The organism is Streptomyces sp. NPDC029216, assembly GCF_040648015.1.
GTDB lineage: Bacteria > Actinomycetota > Actinomycetes > Streptomycetales > Streptomycetaceae > Streptomyces.
On sequence record NZ_JBEZWL010000019.1, the window covers coordinates 41,231 to 64,194 of the forward strand.

Annotated in this window: 20 protein-coding genes and 1 pseudogene; 10 read left to right on the forward strand and 11 right to left on the reverse strand. The window is 73.7% G+C overall.

Features of this window, described 5'->3' with window-relative positions:
• Positions 1-67: 67 nt before the first annotated feature.
• Complete coding sequence (locus AB0F18_RS10510) at positions 68-859, forward strand: fused MFS/spermidine synthase (RefSeq protein WP_362057332.1); 792 nt, start codon at positions 68-70, stop codon at positions 857-859.
• Here AB0F18_RS10510 and AB0F18_RS10515 read toward each other — a convergent pair.
• Together AB0F18_RS10515 and AB0F18_RS10520 are read right to left on the reverse strand one after the other, a co-directional pair.
• Entirely contained in the window at positions 846-2,168 is a 1,323-nt protein-coding gene (locus AB0F18_RS10515) for an MFS transporter (protein WP_362057235.1), read from the reverse strand. The two genes, AB0F18_RS10510 and AB0F18_RS10515, sit on opposite strands and share 14 nt — an antisense overlap.
• 92 nt (positions 2,169-2,260) lie before the next feature.
• On the reverse strand, positions 2,261-3,298 hold the full coding sequence (locus AB0F18_RS10520) for a hypothetical protein (protein ID WP_362057238.1): 1,038 nt from the start codon (positions 3,296-3,298) through the stop codon (positions 2,261-2,263).
• A gap of 96 nt (positions 3,299-3,394) precedes the next feature.
• Between AB0F18_RS10520 and AB0F18_RS10525 the strand changes: the two genes are divergently transcribed.
• Both AB0F18_RS10525 and AB0F18_RS10530 read left to right on the forward strand, forming a co-directional pair.
• Positions 3,395-3,847 (forward strand): DUF4442 domain-containing protein, encoded by a 453-nt coding sequence (locus AB0F18_RS10525; protein WP_362057240.1) that lies wholly within the window; start codon positions 3,395-3,397, stop codon positions 3,845-3,847.
• 177 nt (positions 3,848-4,024) lie between these two features.
• A complete protein-coding gene (locus tag AB0F18_RS10530; RefSeq protein ID WP_362057335.1) occupies positions 4,025-4,687 on the forward strand; it encodes a DedA family protein in 663 nt (220 codons plus the stop codon).
• 49 nt (positions 4,688-4,736) lie between these two features.
• On the opposite strand, the gene AB0F18_RS10535 is transcribed toward AB0F18_RS10530, so the two are convergent.
• Complete coding sequence (locus tag AB0F18_RS10535; RefSeq protein WP_362057243.1) at positions 4,737-5,303, reverse strand: gamma carbonic anhydrase family protein; 567 nt, start codon at positions 5,301-5,303, stop codon at positions 4,737-4,739.
• A gap of 131 nt (positions 5,304-5,434) precedes the next feature.
• Between AB0F18_RS10535 and AB0F18_RS10540 the strand changes: the two genes are divergently transcribed.
• Positions 5,435-6,184, forward strand: a complete 750-nt coding sequence (locus AB0F18_RS10540) for an acyltransferase (RefSeq protein WP_362057246.1) — start codon at positions 5,435-5,437, stop codon at positions 6,182-6,184.
• Positions 6,185-6,237: 53 nt separating this feature from the next.
• On the opposite strand, the gene AB0F18_RS10545 is transcribed toward AB0F18_RS10540, so the two are convergent.
• Positions 6,238-7,104 (reverse strand): DMT family transporter, encoded by an 867-nt coding sequence (locus AB0F18_RS10545; protein WP_362057249.1) that lies wholly within the window; start codon positions 7,102-7,104, stop codon positions 6,238-6,240.
• A gap of 107 nt (positions 7,105-7,211) precedes the next feature.
• Here AB0F18_RS10545 and AB0F18_RS10550 point away from each other — a divergent pair, with 107 nt between their 5' ends.
• A complete protein-coding gene (locus tag AB0F18_RS10550) occupies positions 7,212-7,802 on the forward strand; it encodes an XRE family transcriptional regulator (RefSeq protein ID WP_362057338.1) in 591 nt (196 codons plus the stop codon).
• A 16-nt stretch (positions 7,803-7,818) separates the two neighbouring features.
• On the opposite strand, the gene AB0F18_RS10555 is transcribed toward AB0F18_RS10550, so the two are convergent.
• Positions 7,819-8,223, reverse strand: coding sequence for a CoA-binding protein (locus AB0F18_RS10555; protein ID WP_362057341.1), 405 nt, complete (start codon positions 8,221-8,223; stop codon positions 7,819-7,821).
• Between the two features lie 168 nt (positions 8,224-8,391).
• Between AB0F18_RS10555 and AB0F18_RS10560 the strand changes: the two genes are divergently transcribed.
• Positions 8,392-8,826, forward strand: coding sequence for a hypothetical protein (locus AB0F18_RS10560; protein WP_362057252.1), 435 nt, complete (start codon positions 8,392-8,394; stop codon positions 8,824-8,826).
• Here AB0F18_RS10560 and AB0F18_RS10565 read toward each other — a convergent pair.
• Positions 8,823-10,065: pseudogene (locus AB0F18_RS10565) on the reverse strand (IS110 family transposase). The gene AB0F18_RS10560 and the pseudogene AB0F18_RS10565 sit on opposite strands and share 4 nt — an antisense overlap.
• Positions 10,066-10,551: 486 nt before the next feature.
• Here AB0F18_RS10565 and AB0F18_RS10570 point away from each other — a divergent pair.
• Entirely contained in the window at positions 10,552-11,181 is a 630-nt protein-coding gene (locus AB0F18_RS10570) for a YigZ family protein (protein WP_362057255.1), read from the forward strand.
• Between the two features lie 15 nt (positions 11,182-11,196).
• On the opposite strand, the gene AB0F18_RS10575 is transcribed toward AB0F18_RS10570, so the two are convergent.
• Entirely contained in the window at positions 11,197-12,519 is a 1,323-nt protein-coding gene (locus tag AB0F18_RS10575; protein WP_362057258.1) for a vanadium-dependent haloperoxidase, read from the reverse strand.
• A 225-nt stretch (positions 12,520-12,744) separates the two neighbouring features.
• Here AB0F18_RS10575 and AB0F18_RS10580 point away from each other — a divergent pair, with 225 nt between their 5' ends.
• Positions 12,745-13,911 (forward strand): exonuclease SbcCD subunit D, encoded by a 1,167-nt coding sequence (locus tag AB0F18_RS10580; RefSeq protein WP_362057261.1) that lies wholly within the window; start codon positions 12,745-12,747, stop codon positions 13,909-13,911.
• Positions 13,908-16,919 (forward strand): SMC family ATPase, encoded by a 3,012-nt coding sequence (locus tag AB0F18_RS10585; protein WP_362057264.1) that lies wholly within the window; start codon positions 13,908-13,910, stop codon positions 16,917-16,919. Before AB0F18_RS10580 ends, AB0F18_RS10585 begins: the two co-directional genes overlap by 4 nt.
• Here the strand turns inward: AB0F18_RS10585 and AB0F18_RS10590 are convergent.
• Positions 16,909-17,355, reverse strand: a complete 447-nt coding sequence (locus tag AB0F18_RS10590; RefSeq protein ID WP_362057267.1) for an Lrp/AsnC family transcriptional regulator — start codon at positions 17,353-17,355, stop codon at positions 16,909-16,911. The genes AB0F18_RS10585 and AB0F18_RS10590 overlap by 11 nt on opposite strands.
• 94 nt (positions 17,356-17,449) lie before the next feature.
• On the opposite strand from AB0F18_RS10590, the gene AB0F18_RS10595 reads away from it, so the two are divergent.
• Positions 17,450-17,962 (forward strand): rhodanese-like domain-containing protein, encoded by a 513-nt coding sequence (locus AB0F18_RS10595; protein ID WP_362057270.1) that lies wholly within the window; start codon positions 17,450-17,452, stop codon positions 17,960-17,962.
• Positions 17,963-18,035: 73 nt separating this feature from the next.
• Here AB0F18_RS10595 and AB0F18_RS10600 read toward each other — a convergent pair whose 3' ends face one another.
• From AB0F18_RS10600 to AB0F18_RS10610, 3 genes are all read right to left on the reverse strand, one after another.
• Positions 18,036-19,745: a DUF885 domain-containing protein gene (locus AB0F18_RS10600; protein ID WP_362057273.1), complete on the reverse strand. Its 1,710-nt coding sequence runs from the start codon at positions 19,743-19,745 to the stop codon at positions 18,036-18,038.
• A 35-nt stretch (positions 19,746-19,780) separates the two neighbouring features.
• Complete coding sequence (locus tag AB0F18_RS10605) at positions 19,781-21,202, reverse strand: GNAT family N-acetyltransferase (RefSeq protein ID WP_362057275.1); 1,422 nt, start codon at positions 21,200-21,202, stop codon at positions 19,781-19,783.
• 142 nt (positions 21,203-21,344) lie between these two features.
• Positions 21,345-22,934, reverse strand: a complete 1,590-nt coding sequence (locus tag AB0F18_RS10610; RefSeq protein WP_362057344.1) for an alkaline phosphatase D family protein — start codon at positions 22,932-22,934, stop codon at positions 21,345-21,347.
• Between the last annotated feature and the right edge of the window lie 30 nt (positions 22,935-22,964).

Below are 22,964 nucleotides of genomic sequence, written 5' to 3' on the forward strand. Positions count from 1 at the left end.
CAATGGTGGGGTGAGCGACGAACAGATCCCGGTGATCCGGGAAGTGGGCCAGGGCACCGCCAAACTGATGCCGGACGTGGACCGGGAGCGGGCCTGGCTGCTCACCGTGAACGGGGCCCCGCAGTCCTACGTGGACCTCGACGAGCCCGAGCACCTGGAGTTCGAGTACGTACGCCGCCTCGCGCACGTACTGGACTGCGCGGCCGAACCGGGTGCGGCCCTGGACCTGCTCCACCTGGGCGGCGGCGCGCTGACCCTGCCCCGCTACGCCGCCGCGGCCCGGCCGGGGTCGCGGCAGACCGTGGTCGAGTTCGACGCGGGGCTGGTGGAGCTGGTGGCGGAGCACCTGCCGCTGGACGCGGGAGCGCGGGTGGAGGTGCACGCCGCCGACGCCCGGGCCTGGCTGGAGCGGGCCCCGGAAGCGAGCGCGGACGTCCTGGTCGCCGATGTGTTCGGGGGCTCCCGGGTGCCGGCCCAGCTGACCTCGGTCGAGTACGCGCGGGAGGCGGCGCGGGTGCTGAGGCCCGGCGGCATCTACGCGGCGAACCTGGCCGACGGGGCGCCGTTCGGCTTCCTGAAGGCCCAGCTGGCCAATTTCGCGGCCGTGTTCGGGGAGCTCGCGCTGATCGCCGAGCCGGGGGTGCTGCGGGGGCGGCGGTTCGGGAACGCGGTGCTGCTGGCCTCGGACGCTCCGCTGCCGGTGGCCGCGCTCGGGCGGCGGTGCGCCGGTGACGCGTTTCCCGCGCGGGTGGAGGCGGGGGAGGGGCTCCGGCGGTTCATGCGGGGGGCGGCGGTGGTGGCGGACGCGGACGCCGTCGCTTCGCCGGAGCCGCCCGAGGGGGCGTTCAGCCTGGGGTGACGGCTCCCCGGGACTCCGCCCCCGCGGGGCTGGACTCGGCCGCGGGCGCGTCGCCCGTGCGGGATTTCGGGGGGACCGGCTTGCGGGTGATGTGGCGGACCTCCGGGACCAGGAGGACCAGGGCCGTGGGGACGATCACCAGCGCCGCGCAGCCCCACAGGGACGGGGTGCGGCCGAAGGCGGTTTCGGCCGGGCCGGCCAGGGCCGTGGCCAGGGGGAGCATGGAGACCGAGCCGAACCAGTCGTAGGCGGAGACCCGGGAGAACTTCTCCTCCGGTATCTCCTGGTGCATCGTCGTCATCCAGTTCACGCCGAACACCTCGATGGCGGTGCCGCTGACGAACATCACCGCGCACAGCCCCCACGCGGGCAGCGGAACGGCGAGTCCCGCCGAGGGCAGGGCCAGCGGGAACACGCACAGGGTGCCGACCAGCAGCAGGCGGCGCGGTTTCCACAGCATCATCAGGACCGCCCCGGCGATGGTGCCCACGCCGAAGAAGGCCAGGGCCACGCCCCAGGGGGCCGGCCCGCCCAGGGAGTCACGCGCGACCAGGGGCCCGTACACCGCCTCGGCGGCGCCGACGACGGCGACGACCACGGAGAACTGGAGCACGATGCTCCACAGCCAGGCCCGGCTGCGGAACTCCGCCCAGCCCTCGCGGAGGTCGGACAACAGGCCCCCGCCGGGCCTGCGTTCGGCGATGTGGCCGACGTCGAGGAAGGCGCGCAGGGCGCCGGCCACCGCGAAGGCGGCCGCGTCCACCGCGAGGACCCAGCCGGGGCCGATCGCGGCGATCAGGGCGCCGCCCAGGGCCGCGCCGCCGATGCCCGCGCCGTTCATCGCCATCCGGAAGAGCGCGAACGCGCGGTTGGCGTGCTCGCCCGAGACGCTGGAGAGCAGCATGCCCTCGGCGGCCGGGTTGAAGAAGGCGGTGCCGGTGCCGCAGAGCGCGGTGAGCAGCATCATCTGCCACAACTGCGGGTCGCCGGTGAGCACGAGCACGGCGAAGGCCGCCTGGGAGAGGCAGTTGAGGGCGTTGGCCGCGACCATCACGTGGTGGCGCGGGAGCCGGTCGGCGAGGGCGCCGCCCACGAGCAGGAAGAGGACGAGGGGCAGCGTACGGGCGGCCGCGACCAGGCCGACGTCGCCGCCGGAGCCGCCCGCCTCCATGACGGCGAAGGCGGAGGCGATGAGCGCTCCGTGGCTGCCGAGGTTCGTCACGACCGCGGCGCCGGTCAGGAGGGCGTAGTTGCGCCCCGCCCAGGAGGGGAGGCGGCGTGAGGGGGCGCGGGTGGGGGGAGAGCTCACCCGGGGACTATCCCTGCCCCGGGCCGAGAATCCAAACGAATAAGAGGAAATCGGATAATCGACCCGGGGGGGGGATGAGGTGGTGCGTGAGGTCAGTTGCCGGCGAGGCGGACCGAGCTCATGATCTTCTCTTGGGTGGCCTGGTCCACCTCGCCGGGGACCCCGGCGGCGCTCCACAGGACCCAGCTGGCGAAGTCACCCTTGGAGTTGCGGAAGCTGAAGGCGATGCTCTTGCCGTCCGAGGTGCACTTGTTCTCCTTGGGGATGTCGCTCACGGTCGCGGTCGCGTAGTGCCCCTTGAGGCCGGAGAGGGTCGTGTACTCCTTGGACTCGGAGATCTTGACCCGGTCCTCGGGCAGCTTCTGCGAGAAGGCGGCGAACACCCATGTGCCCGCTTCGCTGTGCGCGGCCCCGGCGGTGTCCTTGGCGCCCTGGCCGCCCTTGGTGCCGCTGCCGGCCAGACCGGTGCTCTCCTCCTTGCCGTCCTTGTTGGAGTCCACCTTGCACCAGTCCTCCTTGAGGAAGGCGGGTGCGGAGAAGGTGACGAGGGGGGAGCCGTCGCCCTTCTTGGAGTCCTCGAAGCCGGCGATCACACCGGAGCCCGCCACGTTCCACTCCGGCGGGACGTCGAAGGCGGTGCCGTGCTTCGGGTTGATGACCACCTTCCAGCCCGGGATCACGGGCTTGAGGTCGCCGCCGCCGCGCGGGTTGCCGCTCGGGGCCGGCGGAGCCGCCGAGGTGACGGGGGCGGAGGAGGCCGCGGCTGGCTTGTCGTTCGCCTGGTTGCTGCCCTTGTCGTCCCGGGTCAGGACGAACGCGGCGGTCGCGGCCGCCGTCACGACGACCGCCGAGGCCGCCACGATGGCCACGGTCTTCGTCGAGAACGGGCTCCCGCCGGACGTTCGGGGTGCGGGCGGCTGGGGGGTGGGCTGCCCCCACGGCTGGACCGGCGGCGGGGTCTGGTAACCGCCCGCCTGTGGGTAGCCGTAGCCGGGCTGCTGCTGACCGAATCCCGGCTGGGGCTGCTGCTGGTACGGGTTCGGCTGTCCCGGCTGCTGCTGGTACGGGTTCTGTTGCGCGTCCTGGGGGCCCTGCTGTCCCCCGGGCGGCTGCTGCTGTCCTGGCCACATGGCCGGTAACCATAGTGGGAGTGGCCTGCCGGAGCCACGTCCGCCCCCTCGCGGACTCTGGTCAACTTCATCTACTGGCGGGTAACATCGCGTGCCATGAGCGCAGAACAGATGAACGTGGGCGAACTGCTCGCGAAGACCGTGCCGATGGCCGCAACCCTCAACCTCCAGTTCCTGGAGACCACTCCGGAGCGCGCCGTCGTCCGCCTCCCGGACCAGCCGGCCTTCCACAACCACGTCGGCGGCCCGCACGCCGGCGCGATGTTCACCCTGGCCGAGTCCGCGAGCGGCGCGATCGTCCTGGCCGCCTTCGGTGACCAGCTCTCGCGCGCGGTGCCGCTGGCCGTCAGGGCCGAGATCGGCTACAAGAAGCTCGCCAAGGGCGTCGTCACGGCCACCGCCACCCTCGGCCGCCCCGCCTCCGAGATCGTCGCCGAGCTCGACGCCGGCGGCCGCCCCGAGTTCCCCGTCACCATCGCCATCCAGCGCGAGGACGAGGCCGTCACGGGCGAGATGACCGTCGTCTGGACGCTGCGCCCGAACGCGTAACGGCCGGCCTGCGGGGGAGTGTGACGGATGTCTCACCAGGGCGCCGCCCTCCCCCTGGCCGACCCGGCTGTTCGCCCGGGGAACGCGTGCTGAGGGCAGCCTGTGGCGGGGGAGCGGATAGGCTGCTCGTTCGGCGTGCCCCGGGGCTCGCCGGTGACGACGAGGGAGGGCGAACCGGTGCACGTCCAGGAATGGCTGGAGACGATTCCGGCGATCAGTGTCTATCTCCTGGTGGGTCTGGTCATCGGACTGGAGAGCCTGGGCATCCCGCTGCCGGGGGAGATCATCCTCGTGAGCGCGGCCCTGCTGGCCTCGCAGCACGGGCACATCGACCCCGTGGTGCTGGGTCTGTGCGCGATCGCGGGCGCGATCGTCGGCGACTCCATCGGGTACGCGATCGGGCGCCGCGGCGGCAAGCCGCTGCTGGAGAAGCTGGGACGGCGTTTCCCGAAGCACTTCGGGCCCGACCAAGTGGCCGTGGCGGAGCGCTCCTTCGACCGGTGGGGCATGTGGGCCGTGTTCTTCGGCCGGTTCGTGGCCCTGCTGCGGATCTTCGCCGGGCCGCTGGCGGGCGTGCTGCGCATGCCCTACTGGCGGTTCCTCATCGCCAACGTCCTCGGCGGCATCCTCTGGGCCGGCGGCACCACCGCGGTCATCTACACGGTCGGGATCGTCGCGGAGCCGTGGCTGAAGCGGTTCTCCTGGCTGGCCCTGGTGGTGGCCCTGCTGATCGGGCTCGTCGTCACGCTGGTGGTGCGCGCCCGGATGAAGAAGGCGGCGGCCGCCGCCCGCGAGGAGGAGGCGCAGCGCGTGACCGCCCCCGCGGGCGCCGCGGACTGAGTTCCCGTCCCCCGGGGCGGTGGCCCCGGGGGCATCCGGGTCAGGGCGTTCAGGACCCCGGGGTGACCGAGGCGCGGTGCTGCCCGGCCAGCTCCGTGTACATGGCGGCGTTGACCTTGATGTGCTCGCGCTCCTCGGCCGTGAGCTCCCGCCGCACCTTGGCCGGCACGCCCGCCACCAGGGAGCCGGGCGGGACCACCATCCCCTGCGGGACCAGGGCCTGCGCGGCCACCAGCGAGCCGGCGCCGATCACGGCCCCGTTCAGTACGGTCGCGCCCATCCCGATCAGGCAGTCGTCCTCCACGGTGCAGCCGTGCACGACGGCGTTGTGGCCGATCGAGACCCGCTCGCCGATGGACACCGGGAAGCCGGGGTCCACGTGCAGCGTGCAGTTGTCCTGGACGTTGCTGTCCGCGCCGAGCGTGATCGGGCCGCAGTCGCCGCGCAGCACCGCCGAGTACCAGATGCTGGAGCCCGCGGCCAGGGTGACGTCGCCGACCACGACCGAGGTCGGGGCGGTGAAGGCCGTCGGGTCCACGGACGGCCGCCGGTCGCCCACGCCCGCGATGAGGGCTCCGTGGCTCTGGCCGAAGCCCTGGTCCGTCTGGTTCGTCATGATCGTTCCCTCTGTTTCCGGATGCCGCGCTACCGGCACCGTAGGGCACGGCGCGCCCGGGGGCGGCGATGGGGTGAAGATCACAGGAACGCGGTCCGGACGTCCGGCGCGCGGGCCACTACCGTGGCCGGGTGCCGAAGAACCAGAACACGTTCTCATCTCTGGCGGCCCTGCGCCGCCGCCTCGCCAGCCGCGCGGTCCACGCGGGCTGGCGCTGGATGCAGCAGGCCGGGGCGGTCACCGCGCAGAACCCGGGCCGGCTGCGCTTCGGCGCGATCGGCGACGGCACCCGGCTCGCCTTCCCGCAGGGCACCGTCTTCGGCGAGCGCTGGATCCGCATGGGCGGGCACTGCATCATCGCCGAGCAGGTCACCCTGACCGCCGGGATGATGCCGGACCTCGACCTCGGCCCCGACCCGGTGCTCGTCCTGGGCAACGGCGTGGTCCTCGGCCGGGGCAGCCACGTCATCGCCGACGCCCCCATCACCATCGGCAACGACACCTTCTGCGGGCCCGGCGTCTACATCACCTCCACCAACCACAGCTACGACGACCCGCACGAGCCCGTCGGCAAGCAGTGGCCCCGCAGTGCCCCGGTGGAGATCGGGCCGGGCTGCTGGCTGGGCACGGGGGCGGTGATCCTGCCCGGGGCGAAGCTGGGCCGCAACGTCGTGGTGGCCGCGGGGGCCGTCGTACGGGGCGAGGTGCCGGACCACGCGGTGGTGGCGGGGGCGCCGGCGCGGATCGTACGCCGCTGGGAGCCGGAGACGGGCTGGCAGCCGCCCCTGCGCACCCCGGCGCCGGTGCCGGTCCCCGACGGGGTGACCTCCGAGCAGCTGCGCGGACTGGCCGCGCTGGCGGAGGCCGAGCGGGCCCCGTAGGCCGTCTCTTTCGGGTCGGGTCGGCTCAGCCCGCTCTTTCGGGTCGGGCCGGCTCAGCCCGCCGCGAGCAGGACCGTGCCCGCCAGGGCCAGGCCGGCGCCGGCCGCCTGGACGCTGCGCAGCCGCTCCTTGAGCACGGCGAAGGCGGCGAGGGCGGTGATCACCGGGTAGAGCGAGGAGAGCACGGCGGCCACCGTGACGGGGCCGTTCTGGGCGGCGAGCGAATAGGTGCCGTTGGCCGCGACGTCCGCGAGGCCGACGAAGACCAGCGCGGGCAGCAGGCCCCACAGGACGCGCGGGCCGGTGCCCTCCGGCAGGGCCGGGACCCCGCGCCGGGTCTGCGCCCACAGGGCGGCCCCGCCGACGGCGATGTTGGTGACGCGCTGGACGAGGAGGGCCAGGAACAGCCCGGTGACGGTGGTGGAGGCCTGCGAGATCAGGGCCATCACGGCGCCGAAGCCGAAGGCCGCGACCAGGGTCAGGACCACCGCCTGCCGCTGCACGGGCGCGCCGCGCAGCTCGGGCCCGCCCGCCAGGACGATGCCGACGACGGCCACCGCGATGCCCGCGAACTGGCCGGGGCCGGGGCGTTCGCCCAGGACCAGCCCGACCGCGACCGGTACGACCACGCCGACCGAGCCCAGCGGCGAGACGACGCCCATCGGGCCGAGCGCCAGCGCCTTGTAGAAGCTGAGCATCGCGGCCGGTCCGACCAGGCCGGCCGCCACCGCGAACCACAGCTGCGGCCCGGCCTCGTGCCAGGCGCCCGTGGCGAGGACGACGGAGCCGAGTACGAGGACCGCGGCGATCTGCGAGACCACGACCACGGTGAGCGCCGGCAGGCGGCGCGTCAGCAGCCCGCCGCCGAAGTCGGCGAGGCCCCACAGCACGGCTGTGGCCAGGGCGAAGAGGGCGGTCATGACAGGACCTCGCAGTACAGTTCAGTGAACGGTGGAGTGCAGCATCGATTACACCGCAGGTTAGTTCAGTCTGTTGAACTGTGTCATCCAAAATATTGGACGGAATGGTGTCGGATCTCGAACAGCTCACCCAGGCGCTCGCCCGGAACCTCAAGCGGTGGCGCGGGGAGCGCGGGTTCACCCTGGACGCGCTCGCGGCCCGCGCGGGGGTCAGCCGCGGCATGATCATCCAGATCGAGCAGGCCCGTACGAACCCCAGCGTCGGCACCACGGTCAAACTCGCCGACGCCCTGGGCGTGAGCATCACCACCCTGCTCGACCACGACCGCAGCCCGCAGGTGCACGTGGTGCCGCCGGGGCAGGGGGTGCGGATGTGGTCCAGTGGCCTGGGCAGCGAGGCACGGATGCTGCTCGGCGACGACCGGCGCGGGCCGGTGGAGATGTGGAACTACCGGCTGGAGGCCGGCGACGGCACGGCCTCCGACCCGCACCCGGCCGGAACCTTCGAGATGCTGCACGTCACGGCCGGGGAACTGACGCTGGAGATCGCCGACGCCCGGCACGTGGTACCGGCGGGCGGGGCCGTCTCCTTCGAGGCGAACGTCCCGCACGCCTACCGCAACGAGGGCGCCGTGCCGATGGAGATGACGATGGCCGTTTCCATCCCGCCCGTCCAGGGGGCCGACGGCCACCGCTGACGGGCGCCGGGGGCCGTTAGAGCGCCGGTATCTCGATGGCGGGGCAGCGGTCCATGACCATCTCCACCCCGGCCTCGCGGGTACGGGCGAAGGCGGCCTCGTCGACCACGTTCAGCTGGAACCAGACGGCCTCGGCCCCGGCGGCGACGGCCTGGTCGGCGACCTCACCGGCGAGCCTGCTGTTCACGAAGACGTCCACCACGTCCACCTTGAAGGGGATGGCCTCCAGAGAGGGGTAGCCCGGCTCGCCGTGCACCGTCTCCGCCTTCGGATGGACGGGAACCACCCGCTTGCCGAACCGCTGGAGCACCCGGGCCACGCCGTAGGCGGCCCGGTCCTCGTTGTTGGACAGCCCGACCACCGCCCAGGTGTCGCCGAGCTCGGTGAGGATCCTGCGGATGGTCGCCTGGTCGCCGTACACGTACGCCGCCTCCTGCTGCTGCCGGGTCTGATGGGTGCTCCGCCAGCTCAACGAAAGGGACACCTGTCCGATTCCCCGTAGACACCTCAGGGCCCTAACTCGTCAAGCCGCACGGTCATAGCCGCTGTGTAGCCTGTCGATCTGTTCGAACGGGCAAGGGGGACGTGGGTGGACATCGACGGAGCGCATGCTGCGATCCAGCTCCCTGAAGGGTCCTGGTGGGAGTGGGACGTGGTCGCCTGGAACAGCGGGCAGCTCAGGCTTGCTGCCGGCTACGACCTCTCGTACCACCACGGCCTGGAATTGGTCTTCGGCGATCCGTTCTTCGTCTGCTGCCCGTCGGTGTTCTACGATCCGATCTTCCGTGCACCGACGGCGGACGAGCTCCTCAGAGTCACGCGTCAGGTCGGCGAAAGGCCGCCCGTCGTGGTCGCCTTCGAGGCCGACGCGGGCGGGCAGGAGCCGGTCTCGTGCCTGATCGCAGCTGAGCGGTTCGATGTCGTCCAGGAATCCGTCCTGCGGTATTGGCGCGAGGACGCAGGCCCGGATCAGCGCTTCGCCCCCTGGGTGAGGTCCCCGGACCAGCAAGCAGCCCCTGGCTAGGCGGCTGCTGTGCCCATCTCGGCAGGTGGGGGTGGGAAGGCCAGCTCCTCGTCATACTGCTGGTCCTGCTGGAGGCAGTGGTAGAGCTGGCCAACCATGCGGTTGAACAGGTTGCGCTGTGCGGCAGCGTGCCAGTCAGCGTGATCATCACGTCGCCGCCGGTAGTGGGCTTTGGCGCCGGGCGAGGCGGTGATCGCGGAGAACGCCCAGAGGTATCCGGCGTGGTTGAGGCGGTCGTTCTTCACCCAGCGTCGGGTGATGCTCGACTTCTTGCCTGAAGCCCGTGTGATGGGCGAGGCGCCGGCGTAGGCCTTCAGGCCGCGGGCGTTGGCGAACCGCTGTCGATCGTCTCCGATCTCGGCGAGGACCCGGGCGCCGAGCTGGGTGCCGAGGCCGGGGAAGCTGAGGATGATCTCAGCGTCCGGGTGCTGAGGGAATGCTTCTTCGACCGCCTCGGCGAGGTTGTCGGCTGCTGTGCAGGCGGCCTCCAGCTGAACCAGGAGGGCGAGCATCTGCTTGCCGAGTGCATCCTCGACGGGCTGCGGCTGGTGGGCGCAGTCGGCCCGGAAGATGTCGCGGAGCCGCTCGGCCTCGGTTGCCATGCCCCGCTGGCGACCGGCCCGCTTGAGCGCGGCCTGTAACTGTGTGCGGGTAAGCCGAGCTGCCTTGGCCGGCGTCGGGGCTGCCTTTAGGAGCTCGTGGGCCTCGGGCCGGCAGAGCCCGTTCTTCCAGGGTTCGAAGGCGGTGAGAGCGGCCGGGTAGTACTCGCGCAGCAGTGATCGGAGCTGGTTGGAGATCTGCTGCCGGTTCCACGTGACGTCCTGCTGGGCGCGTGCGAGGACAGCGAGGGCGCGGGCCAGGTCGCTGTCCTTGGAAGCGGCCGGTGGGCGTGCATATCGGTCCGCAGCACGTTGGCCAGGACCAGGGCGTCGCCCGGGTCTGACTTCTTGCGTGAGACGGAGTGACGGTCGCGGTAGCGGGCGGCGGCCATCGGGTTGATCGCGAACACCTGCCGCTTGCCGGTCCGCAGCACCGCGACCAGCAAGCCCCGTGATGTCTCGATCGCGACCGGGATCGGGGATTCCTCCGTGTCGCCGTACTCGGCGAGCAGATCCAGCAGGATCTTGTAGCCAGCGGCGTCATCGGTGATGTGCCGCTTGGCCAGTAACTCGCCTCTGTCGTCGACCAGGCGACGTCGTGTGTGCGTTCCGCCCAGTCGATGCCGCAGTAGATCAAGATCTTTCCCCTCCCGATAAGCGGGTGCTTGTACTGGTCACGAGCTCATGCGGGACCACGCAGCGACCTAATCCCAGGACTCGACGCGAGGGTCGGTCCGCCACCTCAGTAGCTGTTCGTGGCACCAGCTCACCCCACGGGCCTCGGTCCGAAGGTGCCGGACGCGTCCCTCTGGGCAAAGGCCTGAGCGGCCTGGTGATGAGAAGACATCCGTCCGGCACCCGTCGGCGCCAACACCCGTCAAGGTGGCGGGGCTGGGGAGGCGCCGAGACCCGCACGATCTCCGTGAAGGCATCGCATGCCCGGCTTACGGAAGGCGTCGCCTCGACCCCCACCCGACCGCCGCCACCCAGAGCGCCAGGGCCGTCCACCGATCTACGGGAAGGCCTCGCAAGCTGGGTGGAGACAGATGTGACGGCCCCGGCGCTCGAACGGCCCGCCTGTTCTCCTCCGGCCGGACCGCTCTTAACCACGGATTAGGGTGGAGCGGTGAAGGCAGACCAGTACGAGACGGTGGCCCGTGAGGGATCGCACGAGTCCGAGATCAACCGCTCGCGCTTCCTGTGCTCGCTCGCGCCCGCCGCGACCGAGCAGGAGGCGCAGGACTTCATCGCGCGCATCCGCAGGGAGCACCCCACCGCCACGCACAACTGCTTCGCCTACGTGATCGGCGCCGACGCCTCCGTCCAGCGGGCCAGCGACGACGGGGAGCCGGGCGGTACCGCCGGTGTGCCCATGCTGCAGATGCTGACCCGGCGCGACGTCCGCTACGCCGTCGCCGTCGTCACCCGCTACTACGGCGGCGTGAAGCTCGGCGCCGGCGGGCTGATCCGGGCCTACGGGGGAGTGGTCGGCGAGGCGCTCGACGCGCTCGGCACCGTCACCCGCCGCCGCTACCGGCTGGCCACCGTCACGGTCGACCACCAGCGGGCCGGCAAGACGCAGAACGACCTGCGCTCCACCGGCCGCGCGGTGCTCGACGTGCGCTACGGGGAGGACGTCTCCATCGAGATCGGCCTCCCCGAGGCGGACGTCGAGTCCTTCCGGGCCTGGCTGAACGACGTCACCGCCGGGACCGCCGGCTTCGAGCTCGGCGGCGAGGCCTACGGCGAGGGCTGAGCCCCGGCCAGGCCGTCAGAGGCGGCCGGACAGCAGCCTGTCCGCGTGGCTCAGCGCGTACCGACCGACCGTCTCGCCGAGCCGCGCGCCCGCCTCGTCGGCGGTGCGGCTGTGGATCCCCGAGTACACCCGGGCGTCCACGTTGTCCCGGGTGAGCTGGTCCCAGCCCGTGTAGGTGCGGCGCACGCCCGGCGCGGTCGGGCTGGTCAGCTCGACCGGCTCCGTCACCGGCCCGGCGAGGGCGTCCAGCACGGCCTGCGCGGCGCCCGCGTAGGTGGTGTGGCCGCTGGGGTAGTCGGGGTGGGCCGGGGTGTTGTGCAGCGGGCGCCAGGCCGGGTCCGTGCCGGTCGAGCCGGTGCGGATGGCCGTCACCGGCCGCCAGCGCAGATACGTGTACTTGGCGTCGGAGGTCGCGATCTGGGTGTCGACCGACGCCGCGTGGAACAGCGCGAGCAGGGCCGCCCGGTCGGCGGTCGAGCCGTGCGAGCGGGCCACGGCGACCCGCAGCGCGTCGGTGTAGAGCGTCAGCGAACCGCTGAACCAGAAGTTCGCGGTCTCCGTCTGGCGCGGCGTGCGCACCGTACTGTCGGCCGCGCCGTACGCCCGCACCTCCTCCAGGTCTGCGCGGTAGCGGCCGGAGTCCAGCGCGGGCGGCGGGCCCGGGCGGAACTGGTCGGCGCGCTCCAGCAGGAACGGCCTGGCGAGCCGGTTGCCGTACTGGATGGCCGGCGCGTAGCCGTCCGGCGTCGGCTGCCAGACGCCCGGGGCGGCCGGGGGAACGGGGAAGGGGGCGTTGGACGAGGCCGGGTCGAGGCCGTCGCCGGCCCGTGCGGCGAGCACCGCCCTGGCCTGACGGGCCCCGGCGGCCACGCCCCGGTCCTCGGCCGGGCCGTCCGGGATCCCGGCGAGGGTGGCGGCGAGGGCAGTGTCGAGGTCGTCCTTGCGGGAGGGGGCGAGGACGACCAGCACGTCGTGGACGGCGGAGGCGACGGCCGCGTCCTGGAACCGGTCCCGGGACGCTCCGCCGCCGGGGGCCTCGTGGGCGGCGCGGGCGGCGGCCGTCCAGCCGACGGCCCAGGTGCGGCTGTTGGTGATCTGCGTCGGGGCGGCCGTCGCGGCGACGGTCCGCGCCGTGACGTCGTACCAGTCGAGCACCACCGGACCGGCGCCGGCCCGGTCCGGCCGTACGGGCGCGGCGGCCGAGGGAACGGTGGCGGTCAGCGCGAGCAGCGCCGCGCCGCCCGCGGCGAGCAGCGCGGGACGCGTGCGGGAGGGACGGGGCAGCGGCACGCGGGCGGGGCCCGGCAGCGGTATGCGGGAAGGTCGCGGGAAAGGCATGCGGCGAAGCTAGCGAGCGGCCGCGACGGCGGACAAGCACGCGAAGCCGCCACCGGGGACCGGCCACGGAACGTTGTCACCGCCGCCATGCCCCCGTAACGCAGCGGGCGGGTTTCCCCCGCGGGCCGGGGCGGGGCGGCCGACGGGTTACCTTGGAAGGCCGGCGCGCAGCGGTGCCGGTGCGGAGTCGTGGAGGAGAGCGGGCGTGCGGGTCGGAGCGGTCGAGTGAAGTTCCTGCACACCTCCGACTGGCACCTGGGCCGGTCCTTCCACCGCGTGAACATGCTCGGAGCCCAGGCCGCCTTCGTCGACCACCTCGTCGAAGCCGTGCGCGAGCACGAGGTCGACGCCGTCCTCGTCGCCGGGGACGTCTACGACCGGGCCGTGCCCCCGCTGCCCGCCGTCGAGCTCTACGACCGGGCGCTGCACCGCCTGGCCGACCTCGGCGTGCCCACCGTGATGATCTCCGGGAACCACGACTCCGCCCGCCGGCTCGGGGTCGGCGCCGGGCTGATCGGACGGGCCGGGATCCACCTCAGGACCGACCCGGCCGGCTGTGCCGACCCCGTCGTGCTGGCCGACGTACACGGGGACGTGGCCTTCTACGGGCTGCCGTACCTGGAACCTGCCCTGGTCAAGGACGAGTTCGCCGCCGAGAAGGTCAGCCACGAGGCCGTCCTCGGCGCGGCCATGGACCGGATCCGCGCCGACCTGGCCGCACGGCCCGACGGCACCCGCTCGGTCGTCCTCGCGCACGCCTTCGTCACCGGCGGGCAGCCCAGCGACAGCGAACGCGACATCGCCGTCGGCGGGGTCGAGGCCGTACCCGCGTCGGTCTTCGAAGGCGTGGACTACGCGGCCCTCGGCCACCTCCACGGCTCCCAGACGATCAACGAACGGGTCCGCTACTCCGGTTCCCCGCTCGCCTACTCCTTCTCCGAGGCCGACCACCGCAAGACCATGTGGCTCGTCGAACTCGGCCCGCGCGGGGAGATCACCGCCGAACGGCTCGACACCCCCGTCCCCCGGCCCCTCGCCCGGCTGCGCGGCCGCCTGGAGGACCTCCTCGACGATCCCGCGCTCGCCGACCGCGAGGACAGCTGGGTCGAGGCCACCCTCACCGACCCCGTCCGCCCCCAGGACCCGATGGCCCGCCTCACCGCCCGCTTCCCCCACACCCTCAGCCTCGCCTTCGAACCCGAGGGCCGCGAGGAGGACGGCGCGGCCTCCTACGCCCAGCGCCTGCGGGGCCGCAGCGACCAGGAGATCGCCGAGGACTTCGTCGCCCACGTCCGCGGCGGCGGCAGCGCCGACGAGGCCGAACGGGCCGTGCTGCGCGGCGCCTTCGAGGCCGTACGGGTCGAGGACGGCCGTCAGGAGACCGCCCGATGAGGCTGCACCGGCTGGAGGTCACTGCCTTCGGACCCTTCGCCGAACCCCAGACGATCGACTTCGACGCCCTCTCCGGCGCCGGGATCTTCCTCCTGCACGGCCCCACCGGCGCAGGCAAGACCTCCGTGCTCGACGCCGTCTGCTACGCCCTCTACGGATCCGTGCCCGGCTCCCGCCAGGCCCCCGGCACCACCCTGCGCAGCGACCACGCCGCCCCCGGCACCCCGACCGAGGTCACCCTCGAACTCACCGCGGGCGGCCGCCGCCTGGAGATCACCCGCCGCCCCGAACAGGACCGCCCCAAGAAGCGCGGCAGCGGCACCACCAAGGACAAGGCCCAGAGCCGGCTCCGCGAGCACACGCCCGCGGGCTGGACCGCGCTCAGCCGCTCCCACCAGGAGATCGGCGAGGAGATCGAACAGCTCCTCGGCATGAGCCGCGAGCAGTTCTGCCAGGTGGTCCTCCTCCCGCAGGGGGAGTTCGCCCAGTTCCTGCGCGCCGGCGCCGAAGCCCGCGGCCGGCTCCTCGGCCGGCTCTTCGACACCCGCCGCTTCGCCGCCGTCGAGAACCTGCTCGCCGAGCGCCGCCGGGCCGCCGAGGCCAGGGTGCGGGCCGGCGACGAGAAGGTGCTCGCCGCCGCCCAGCGCCTCGCCCAGGCCGCCGGCGACAGCGCCGACCTGCGGGCCTGGCCGCTGCCCGCCCACCAGCCGGGCGACCCCGGCCTCGCCGAGGCCGTCCGGGCCTGGGCCGCCGTGGCCCGCTGCTCCGCCCGCGAGCGGCTCACCGTCGCCGAGTACGCCCTGGCCGCCGCCGAGGGACGCCACGCGGCGGCCCGGCGCGCCGCCGAGGAGGCCCGGGAACTCGACCGGCTCCAGCGCCGCCACGCCGAGACCGCCCGCCGGGCCGCCCTGCTGGAGCAGGCCGCACCGGAGCGCGCACGCGTACGGGAGCTGCTGGACCGGGCCCGCCGGGGCGCCCTCGTCGCCCCCGCCCTGGAGCTGCGCGGGGCCGCGGCCGCCGCCCACCTCACCGCCGCGCACGCCGAGACCCTCGCCCGGGCGGAGCTGCCCCCCGCCCTCGCCGGGGCCGGCGCCGAGCAGCTCGGCGCCGTCGAACAGCGCCTGCGCGAGGACCTCGGCGCGGCCGGCGCCGCCCAGCGGGCCGAACAGCGCAGCGCCGAGATCGGCCGCGAGCGGGCCACGCTGGAGCGGGAGTCCCGGGACGCCGACGAGCAGCACCAGGAGTCCGCCGAGTGGCTGGCCCGCTGGGAGGCCACCCGCGCCGCCCTCCAGGAGCGGGTCGACGCCGCCCAGCAGGCCCTCACCCTGGCCGAGCAGCTCGCCGGCCGGCTGGAGCCCGCCCGGATGCAGCTCACCGCCGCCCGGCGGCGCGACGCCCTCGCCGCCGACGCCGAAGCCGCCGCCGGCGAGCTGGACTCCGTACGCGAGGAGTCGTACGCCGCCAAGGAGCGCTGGCTGGAGCTGAAGGAGGCCCGGCTGCGCGGCATCGCCGCCGAACTGGCCGGGGCCCTGACCGCCGGGGAGCCCTGCACGGTGTGCGGCTCGGCGGAACACCCCGCTCCGGCCCGCCCCGCCCCCGGGCACGTGGACCGGGCCGCCGAGGACGCCGCCCACGCCCGCTTCGAGCAGGCCGAGGAACGCCGGGCCGGGGTCGAACGCCGGCTCGCCGCCGTCCGCGAGGCCGAGGCGGAGGCGGCCGCCGCCGCCGGGGACGCCACCACCGCCGAACTCCTCGCCCTCACCGGCGACCTGAGCGCCCGGCACGCCGCCGCGCACGCCGAGGCCGCCGGACTCCACGCCGCCCGCGAGCGCCTCGCCCGCGCCGAGCGGGAGCACGAGGCGCGCAGCTCCGACCGGCTCGACGCCGAGCGCCGGGCCGCCGCCCGGGCCTCCCGGCGCGAGGCACTCGACCGGGAGCAGGCCGCCCTCGAAGCCGAACTGGTCCTCGTACGGGGCGACTCGCCCAGCGTCGCGGCCCGCGCCCGCACCCTGGAGGACCGCATCCGGATGGTGACCACGGCCGCCGCCGCCCTCCGCCGGGCCGAGGCCACCGCCGCCCGGCTGAAGGAGGCCGACGACCAGCTGGCCGACGCCGCCTTCAAGGCCGGCTTCGACACCACCGACGCGGCCGCCGACGCCGTGCTCCCCGAGTACGAACGCACCGCCCTCCAGCACCGCCTGGACGCCTGGCAGGCCGAGGAGGCGATGCTCGCCGACCGCCGCGCCGAGGCGGACACCGCCGCGGCCGCCGCCCTGCCCCCGGCCGACCCCGCCGCGGCCGAGGCCGCCGGGGAACGGGCCGCCGCCCGGCTGCGCACCGCCGCCTCGGCCGTCGACGCCGCCCGGGTCCGCTGCGCCGAGCTGGACCGGCTCTCCCGGCAGGCGGAGCAGGAGCTGCGCGCCCTGGGCCCGCTGCGCGAGGCGTACGAGCGCGTGGCCCGCCTCGCCGGGCTCACCGCCGGCACCTCCGCCGACAACGAGCGCAAGATGCGGCTGGAGTCGTACGTGCTGGCCGCCCGCCTGGAGCAGGTCGCCGCCGCCGCCACGGTACGGCTGCTGCGCATGTCCGGCGGCCGCTACACCCTCGTCCACTCCGACGCCCGGGCGAGCGGACGCGGGCGTTCCGGGCTGGGGCTGCACGTGCTGGACGCCTGGACCGGCAGCGAGCGGGACACCGCCACCCTCTCCGGCGGCGAGACCTTCTTCGCCTCGCTCGCCCTGGCCCTGGGGCTGGCCGACGTGGTCACCGACGAGGCGGGCGGCATGCGGCTGGACACCCTCTTCATCGACGAGGGCTTCGGCAGCCTCGACGACCAGGCGCTGGACGAGGTGCTCGACGTCCTGGACTCGCTGCGCGAACGGGACCGCAGCGTCGGCATCGTCAGCCACGTCGGCGACCTGCGCACCCGGGTCCAGGCCCAGCTGGAGATCGTCAAGCAGCGCGGCGGCTCGGTGGTGCGCCACCGCACGGCCGGGGTCACGGACTGAGCGGCCGCCGCGCCAGCGGGGACGAATACACGATGCTGGTGGTCACCGCGCCGAGGCCGGAGATCCGGCCGGTGACCTCCTCCAGGTGCGCCATCGAACGGGCGGCCACCTTGAGAACGAAGCAGTCGTCGCCCGTCACGTGGTGGGCCTCCAGGATCTCGGAGGTCGACTCCAGGAGGTCGTGGAACGGCTTGTAGTTGCCGTGCGGATAGCGCAGCCGCACCAGCGCCAGGATCGCCTTGCCGAGCTTCTCGTGGTCGACGACGGCCGTGTAGCCGGTGATGATCCCGGCCTCCTCCATCCGGCGGACCCGCTCGGTGACGGCGCTCGCGGACATCGAAACGGCCCGGGCGAGCTCGGTGAAACTGGCCCGGCCGTCCTGCTGGAGGGCCGCCAGGATGCGCCAGTCGGTGGCGTCGGGGGAATAGCCGGTCATGCCGCAGGTCTAGCAGGGGATTCCCCGGCGGAACAAGCCGAAGGCCGGGGAATCCCACTTCCCGGGATGATCAAGGGTTCGTAGATTTTGAGCCATGACGACGACGAACCACACGACCGCCCCCGCCCCCGCCAACCCCGTCCTGCGGGTCCCCCCGGCCAGCCCGGCCGCGGCCGCCGCCTACTTCGCGGCGAGCCTGGCCTTCCACGCGGACGTGTCCGACGTCGCCGCCGCCTTCAAGGCGCACCGCGAGCAGGGCGCCGACCTCGGCTTCCAGCTGATCGACTCCCGCTCCACCCCGTCCTGGGACCAGGCCCACGTGCCCGGCGCGATCCACCTGCCCACCGCGCTGATCCCCGAGCAGGCCGAGAAGCTCCTCGACAAGAACGTCCCCGTGGTCACCTACTGCTGGGGCCCGGGCTGCAACGGCGGCACCCGCTCCGCGCTCGCCCTGGCCGAACTCGGCTTCCAGGTCAAGGAGATGCTCGGCGGCATCGAGTACTGGATCCGGGAGGGCTTCGAGGTCGAGACCTGGCAGGGCACGCAGCAGCGCACCGAGGCCGACCCGCTGACCGCCCCGACCGACTCGGACGACTGCGGCTGCTGAGGCCGCAACCGTCCGGACCGGCGACGGCCGCCCGCCCCCGAGCGAGGGGGAGGGCGGCCGTCGCCGTACGGGCTCAGAGCCGCGACAGCTCGTCCACCAGGTCGTCCAGGCCCAGCGAACCCTGCGACAGCGCCGCCATGTGCCAGGCCTTCAGGTCGAAGGACTCCCCGTGCGCGGCACGGGCGTTGTCCCGGCCCAGCAGCCAGGCGCGCTCGCCCAGCTTGTAGCCGATCGCCTGCCCCGGCATCGACAGGTAGCGGGTCAGCTCGCTCTCGATGAAGTCCGCCGGCCGGCCGCTGTGCGTCCCGAAGAACTCCTGCGCCAGGTCGACCGTCCAGCGCTCGCCCGGGTGGAACGGCGAGTCGGCCGGGATCTCCAGCCCCAGGTGCATGCCGATGTCCACGATCACCCGCGCGGCGCGCATCATCTGGCAGTCCAGGTAGCCCAGCCGCTGCTCGGCGTCCTTGAGGTAGCCCAGCTCGTCCATCAGGCGCTCCGCGTACAGGGCCCAGCCCTCGCAGTTGGCGCTGACCCAGCCGACGGTGGCCTGGTAGCGCGACAGCTGGTCCGCCACGTGCGTCCACTGCGCCAGCTGGAGGTGGTGCCCCGGAACGCCCTCGTGGTACCAGGTGGAGACCAGGTCGTACACCGGGAAGCGGGTCTGGCCCATGGTGGGCAGCCAGGTGCGGCCCGGACGGGAGAAGTCCTCGGAGGGGTTGGTGTAGTACGGGGCCGCCGCGCCGCCCGAGGGGGCGATCTTGGACTCGACCCGCTTGACCCGCTCGGCGAGCTCGAAGTGGGTGCCGTCGAGGTTCTCGATGGCCTCGTCCATCAGGCCCTGGAGCCAGGCCTGGACCTCGTCCACGCCCTCGATGTGGGTGCCGTGCTCGTCCAGGTGGCGCAGGACGTTCCACGGGTTGGGCTCGTCCGGGAGGATCTTGGCAGACTCGGCCTTCATCTCGGTGAGCAGCCGGTGGTACTCGGCCCAGCCGTAGGCGTACGCCTCGTCCAGGTCCAGGTCCGTGCCGTTGAAGTAGCGCGACCAGCGGGCGTAGCGCTCGCGGCCCACCGGGTCCGGGGCGCCCGCGACGGCCGGGGCGTACACGTCCCGCATCCAGTCCCGCAGTGCGACCACGGCGGCGGTCGCGGCGGCGGCCGCCGCGTCCAGCTCCGCGCGCAGGGAGTCCGGTCCGGCGGAGGCGAACTCGCCGAAGAAGTCCTGCTGGCCGTCGCCGTCCTGGCCGGCCCAGGTGGTGAGCTGGCCGACGAAGGTGGCGGTGGGGCGCGGGCCGCCGAGGAGCCCGCGCTCGAGGCCGAGGGCGAGGCTCTCGCGGTAGCCGTCGAACGCGGCCGGGACGGCGCGCAGCCGCTCGGCGATCGCGGCCCAGTCCTCGTCGGTGTCGGCCGGGGTGAGGGTGAACACCTCGCGGACCTCGTGCGCCGGGGAGTGGATGTTGCTGACGGCGCGCAGGTCCTCGTCCGCCTCGTACACCGCGAGTTCGGCGTCGAGGCGCTCGCGCAGCAGACGGGCGCAACGGCGCTCGGCGTCGGAGCCGGCGCCGGGCAGCTGCTCGGCGGCGTCGAGGCGGGCGAGGGTGCTGCGCGACAGCCGGGCGGCCTCGGCACGGCCGGCGGGGGAGTAGTCCGGGAGCTTGCCGGAGCTCGCGGCGACACCGAGGTAGGTGCCGACGACCGGGTTGATGGCGATCAGGTCGTCGACGTAGGCGTCGGCCACCTGGCGGGGCAGAAGTGCTGCGCTGTCACTGTGGAGGGTCTCTGACATGCGGACATCTTCGTACGGCGAGTACCCCTACGTCATCACCATACGGGCTTGTTCTCCTGTCGCACCCTGGAACCCCGGCCCCCGCCGGGCGCCTTGGCCAGGTCGAGGCGGGCCGTGATCACCAGGGTGCCCTCCTCGATCTGGTAGTCGAGGGGCAGGCCGAGGCCGCGCATCGCCGCGACCATGCCGGTGTTGGAGGCCTGGGTGACGGCGTACACGCTGTCGGCCCCGGCCTCGGCGGCCATCGCGAGCAGCCTGCGCAGCAGTTCCGAACCGATGCCCCGGCGCTGCCAGTCGTCCTCGATGAGCAGGGCCACCTCGGTCTCGTCCCCGTCCCACAGCAGGTGGCCGAGGGCGACGAGCCGGCCGGAGGCGGTGGTGACGGCCAGGGTGCGGCCGAAGCGGGGGCTGAGCAGGTGGCCCAGGTAGCGGTCGGCGTCCGCGACCGGGCCGTGGTAGCGCAGGGCGAGCGTGCGCTCGCTGCACCGGTCGTGCATGGCACGGGCGGCCGCCAGGTCGGAGCCGTCGGCGCGGCGCACGGTGATCTCGTTGCCCTCGGGCAGGGTCAGCACGTCCTGGCTCCGGGGGACCCGGGGGCCCAGGCGGGCGTCGAGTTCGACGAGGGCGCGGGCGCGGGCGAACTCGGTCGGGGTGAAGGGCAGGTAGGGGCGCTCCACGGTGATCGCGCCGCCCGAGGGGTCGCGCAGCCTCATCACCGTCGCCTCCAGCACCCCCTCCACGGGGGCGTCGGCGCCCGCGTTGGGGCGGCCCGAGAGGGTGGTGGCGGGGATCGACTGGATGGTGCAGCGGCCGAGCAGCTGGCGCAGGGCGAGGGGGAGTTCGGCGGCGTCCAGGGCGGTGCGGGTGGCCAGGCCCAGGACCCGGGTGGGGGTGTCCACCAGGTCGTGGGCGTCGGCGCGTTCGATCCAGGTGCTCTGGCCGCCGGCCCGGGAGACGGCCCGGGTCAGGTCGGCGAGGGCCAGGTGCTGGGGGGCGCGCAGCAGGAACTCGTCCACCGTGCCGCCCTCGGGGAGGGGGTGGGTCTGGAGCGTCAGGATGTCCACGCCGCCCCGGGCGAGGGCGGTGCACACCGAGGCGAGGCTGCCGGGCTCGTCCCGTACGGTCGTCCGCATCCGCCAGAGGGCGCCGGCAGCGGGTGTGGTCGTCGCGGCGGTCTCCTCCGGTGCCGCCGGGGGCGGATCGGAGGGGGCCGTGCCCTCCGGCGGCGGCGCATGGCTGTGCCGGCGGGCCCACCAGGTGTGGAAGCCCGCCGTGACCAGCAGCGCGACGGCCGAGGCGACCAGCAGGAACGGGCCGCGGGGGCCGTGCGCGACGAGATTGGCGATGCCGTCGGCGACGGCGACCGCGCAGAAGAGCGCGGCGAGTTCGACGAGGTCCCGGCGCCAGTGGTGGCGGTGGGGACGCGGGGCGGCGGAGGCGGGGTTACGGTCAGTCATGCACACCACTGTGGCGCTCGGGTGTTGCGTGATCACGAACGATCTGTGACCGACTGGTTAAGTGTCCGTCTGGCCGGTTTCTCCGGTTTTTCCAGCAGATTTCCGGTGTCGGCGCGGTCGGCCCCGTCGGCCCGCGCCGCCGTCACGCCTGTCCGACGCGGCCCGGCTGGAGCACCTGGGTGAAGAGTACGCCGCCTCCCTGGCGCCGCAACCGGACGGTGAGTTCCCCGCTGTCGCCGTCGATCTCGACCTCGCCGTAGTACGGGGGGTTCTCCGCCGGGGACATGTTGGCGACCGGCGCCGACTGCACGTACGCGGTCCGCGGCCCGAAGGTCGCGTCCAGCTTGCCGGCCGGGAAGCCGCCCGCGCCGATGGGCCCGGAGACGAACTCCCAGAACGGCGCGAAGTCGGAGAAGGCCGCGCGCTCGGGGGCGTAGTGGTTGGCGGCGGTGTAGTGGACGTCGGCGGTGAGCCAGAGGGTGCCCGTGATGTGCTGGTGCTTGATGTGGCGCAGGAGATCGGCGATCTGGAGCTCGCGCCCGAGCGGGGCCCCCGGGTCTCCCTGGGCGACCGCCTCGAAGTTCACCGCCCCGTCCGGGACCACGATGCCCAGCGGCATGTCGGCGGCGATCACCTTCCAGGTCGCCCGCGACCGCGAGAGCTCCCGCTTCAGCCAGGCCAGCTGCTCGGTGCCGAGGATGCCGACCGGGTCGTCGGTCTGGCGGCCGGGGGAGTTGGCGTCGCGGTAGGTGCGCATGTCGAGCACGAACACGTCCAGCAGCGGGCCGTGCCGCAGCACCCGGTACATCCGGCCCTCGGCGCGCCCGCCCCGCAGGTCGGTGACGGGGAAGTACTCGCCGAAGGCCTGGCGGGCGTGGGCGGCGAGGGTGTCGACGTCCTTGACGGTGTAGCGCGGGTCGTCGAGCAGCTGGCCCGGGTACCAGTTGTTGCGCACCTCGTGGTCGTCCCACTGGGCGAGGACCGGGACCTGGGCGGAGAACTCGCGCAGGTTGTGATCGAGCAGGTTGTAGCGGAAGTTCCCGCGGAACTCGGCGAGGGTCTCGGCGACCTTGGCCTTCTCCTCGGTGGTGACGTTGTGCCAGACACGGCCGTCGGGCAGCGGCACGGCGGACTTGATCGGCCCGTCGGCGTAGATCGTGTCGCCGCTGAAGAGGAAGAAGTCGGGGTCGCGCAGCCGCATCTCGTCGAAGACGCGGTACCCGCCCAGCTCGGGGTTGATGCCCCAGCCCTGGCCCGCCAGGTCCCCGGACCACAGGAAGCGCACGTTCTGGCGGCGCGAGACGGGGGCGGTGCGGAAGCTGCCGCGCACCGGCTCGCTGCAGCGGCGGGGGTCGTCGGGGTCGGTGAGCACGACCCGGTAGTGGATCTGCCGGCCGGGCGGCAGGTCGCGCAGGGTGGTGGTGCCGGTGAAGTCGGTGGCCGGGCCGAGGAAGGGGCCGCCGTGGCGGCGGACGCCGTAACGGAACGACTCGCTCGGGGAGGTCTCCACGTACATCCGTGCCGGCCGGTCGGAGCGCGTCCAGACGGTGGCCGAATGGGCGGTGATCTCGCCGGACTGCACGCCCCAGAGGGCGCCGGGGCGTCCGGAGCGGGTGAAGGCGGGGACCCGGGGGGAGGCGGCCAGCGCGGGCGCGGCGAGCGCCGTGGACAGGGCCAGGCCCACCGGGACGGCGAGCGACCCGCCGAGCAGGGACCGTCGGGTGTGCGGCATCGAGGCCATGGGTGCGGCTCCAGGGGCGGC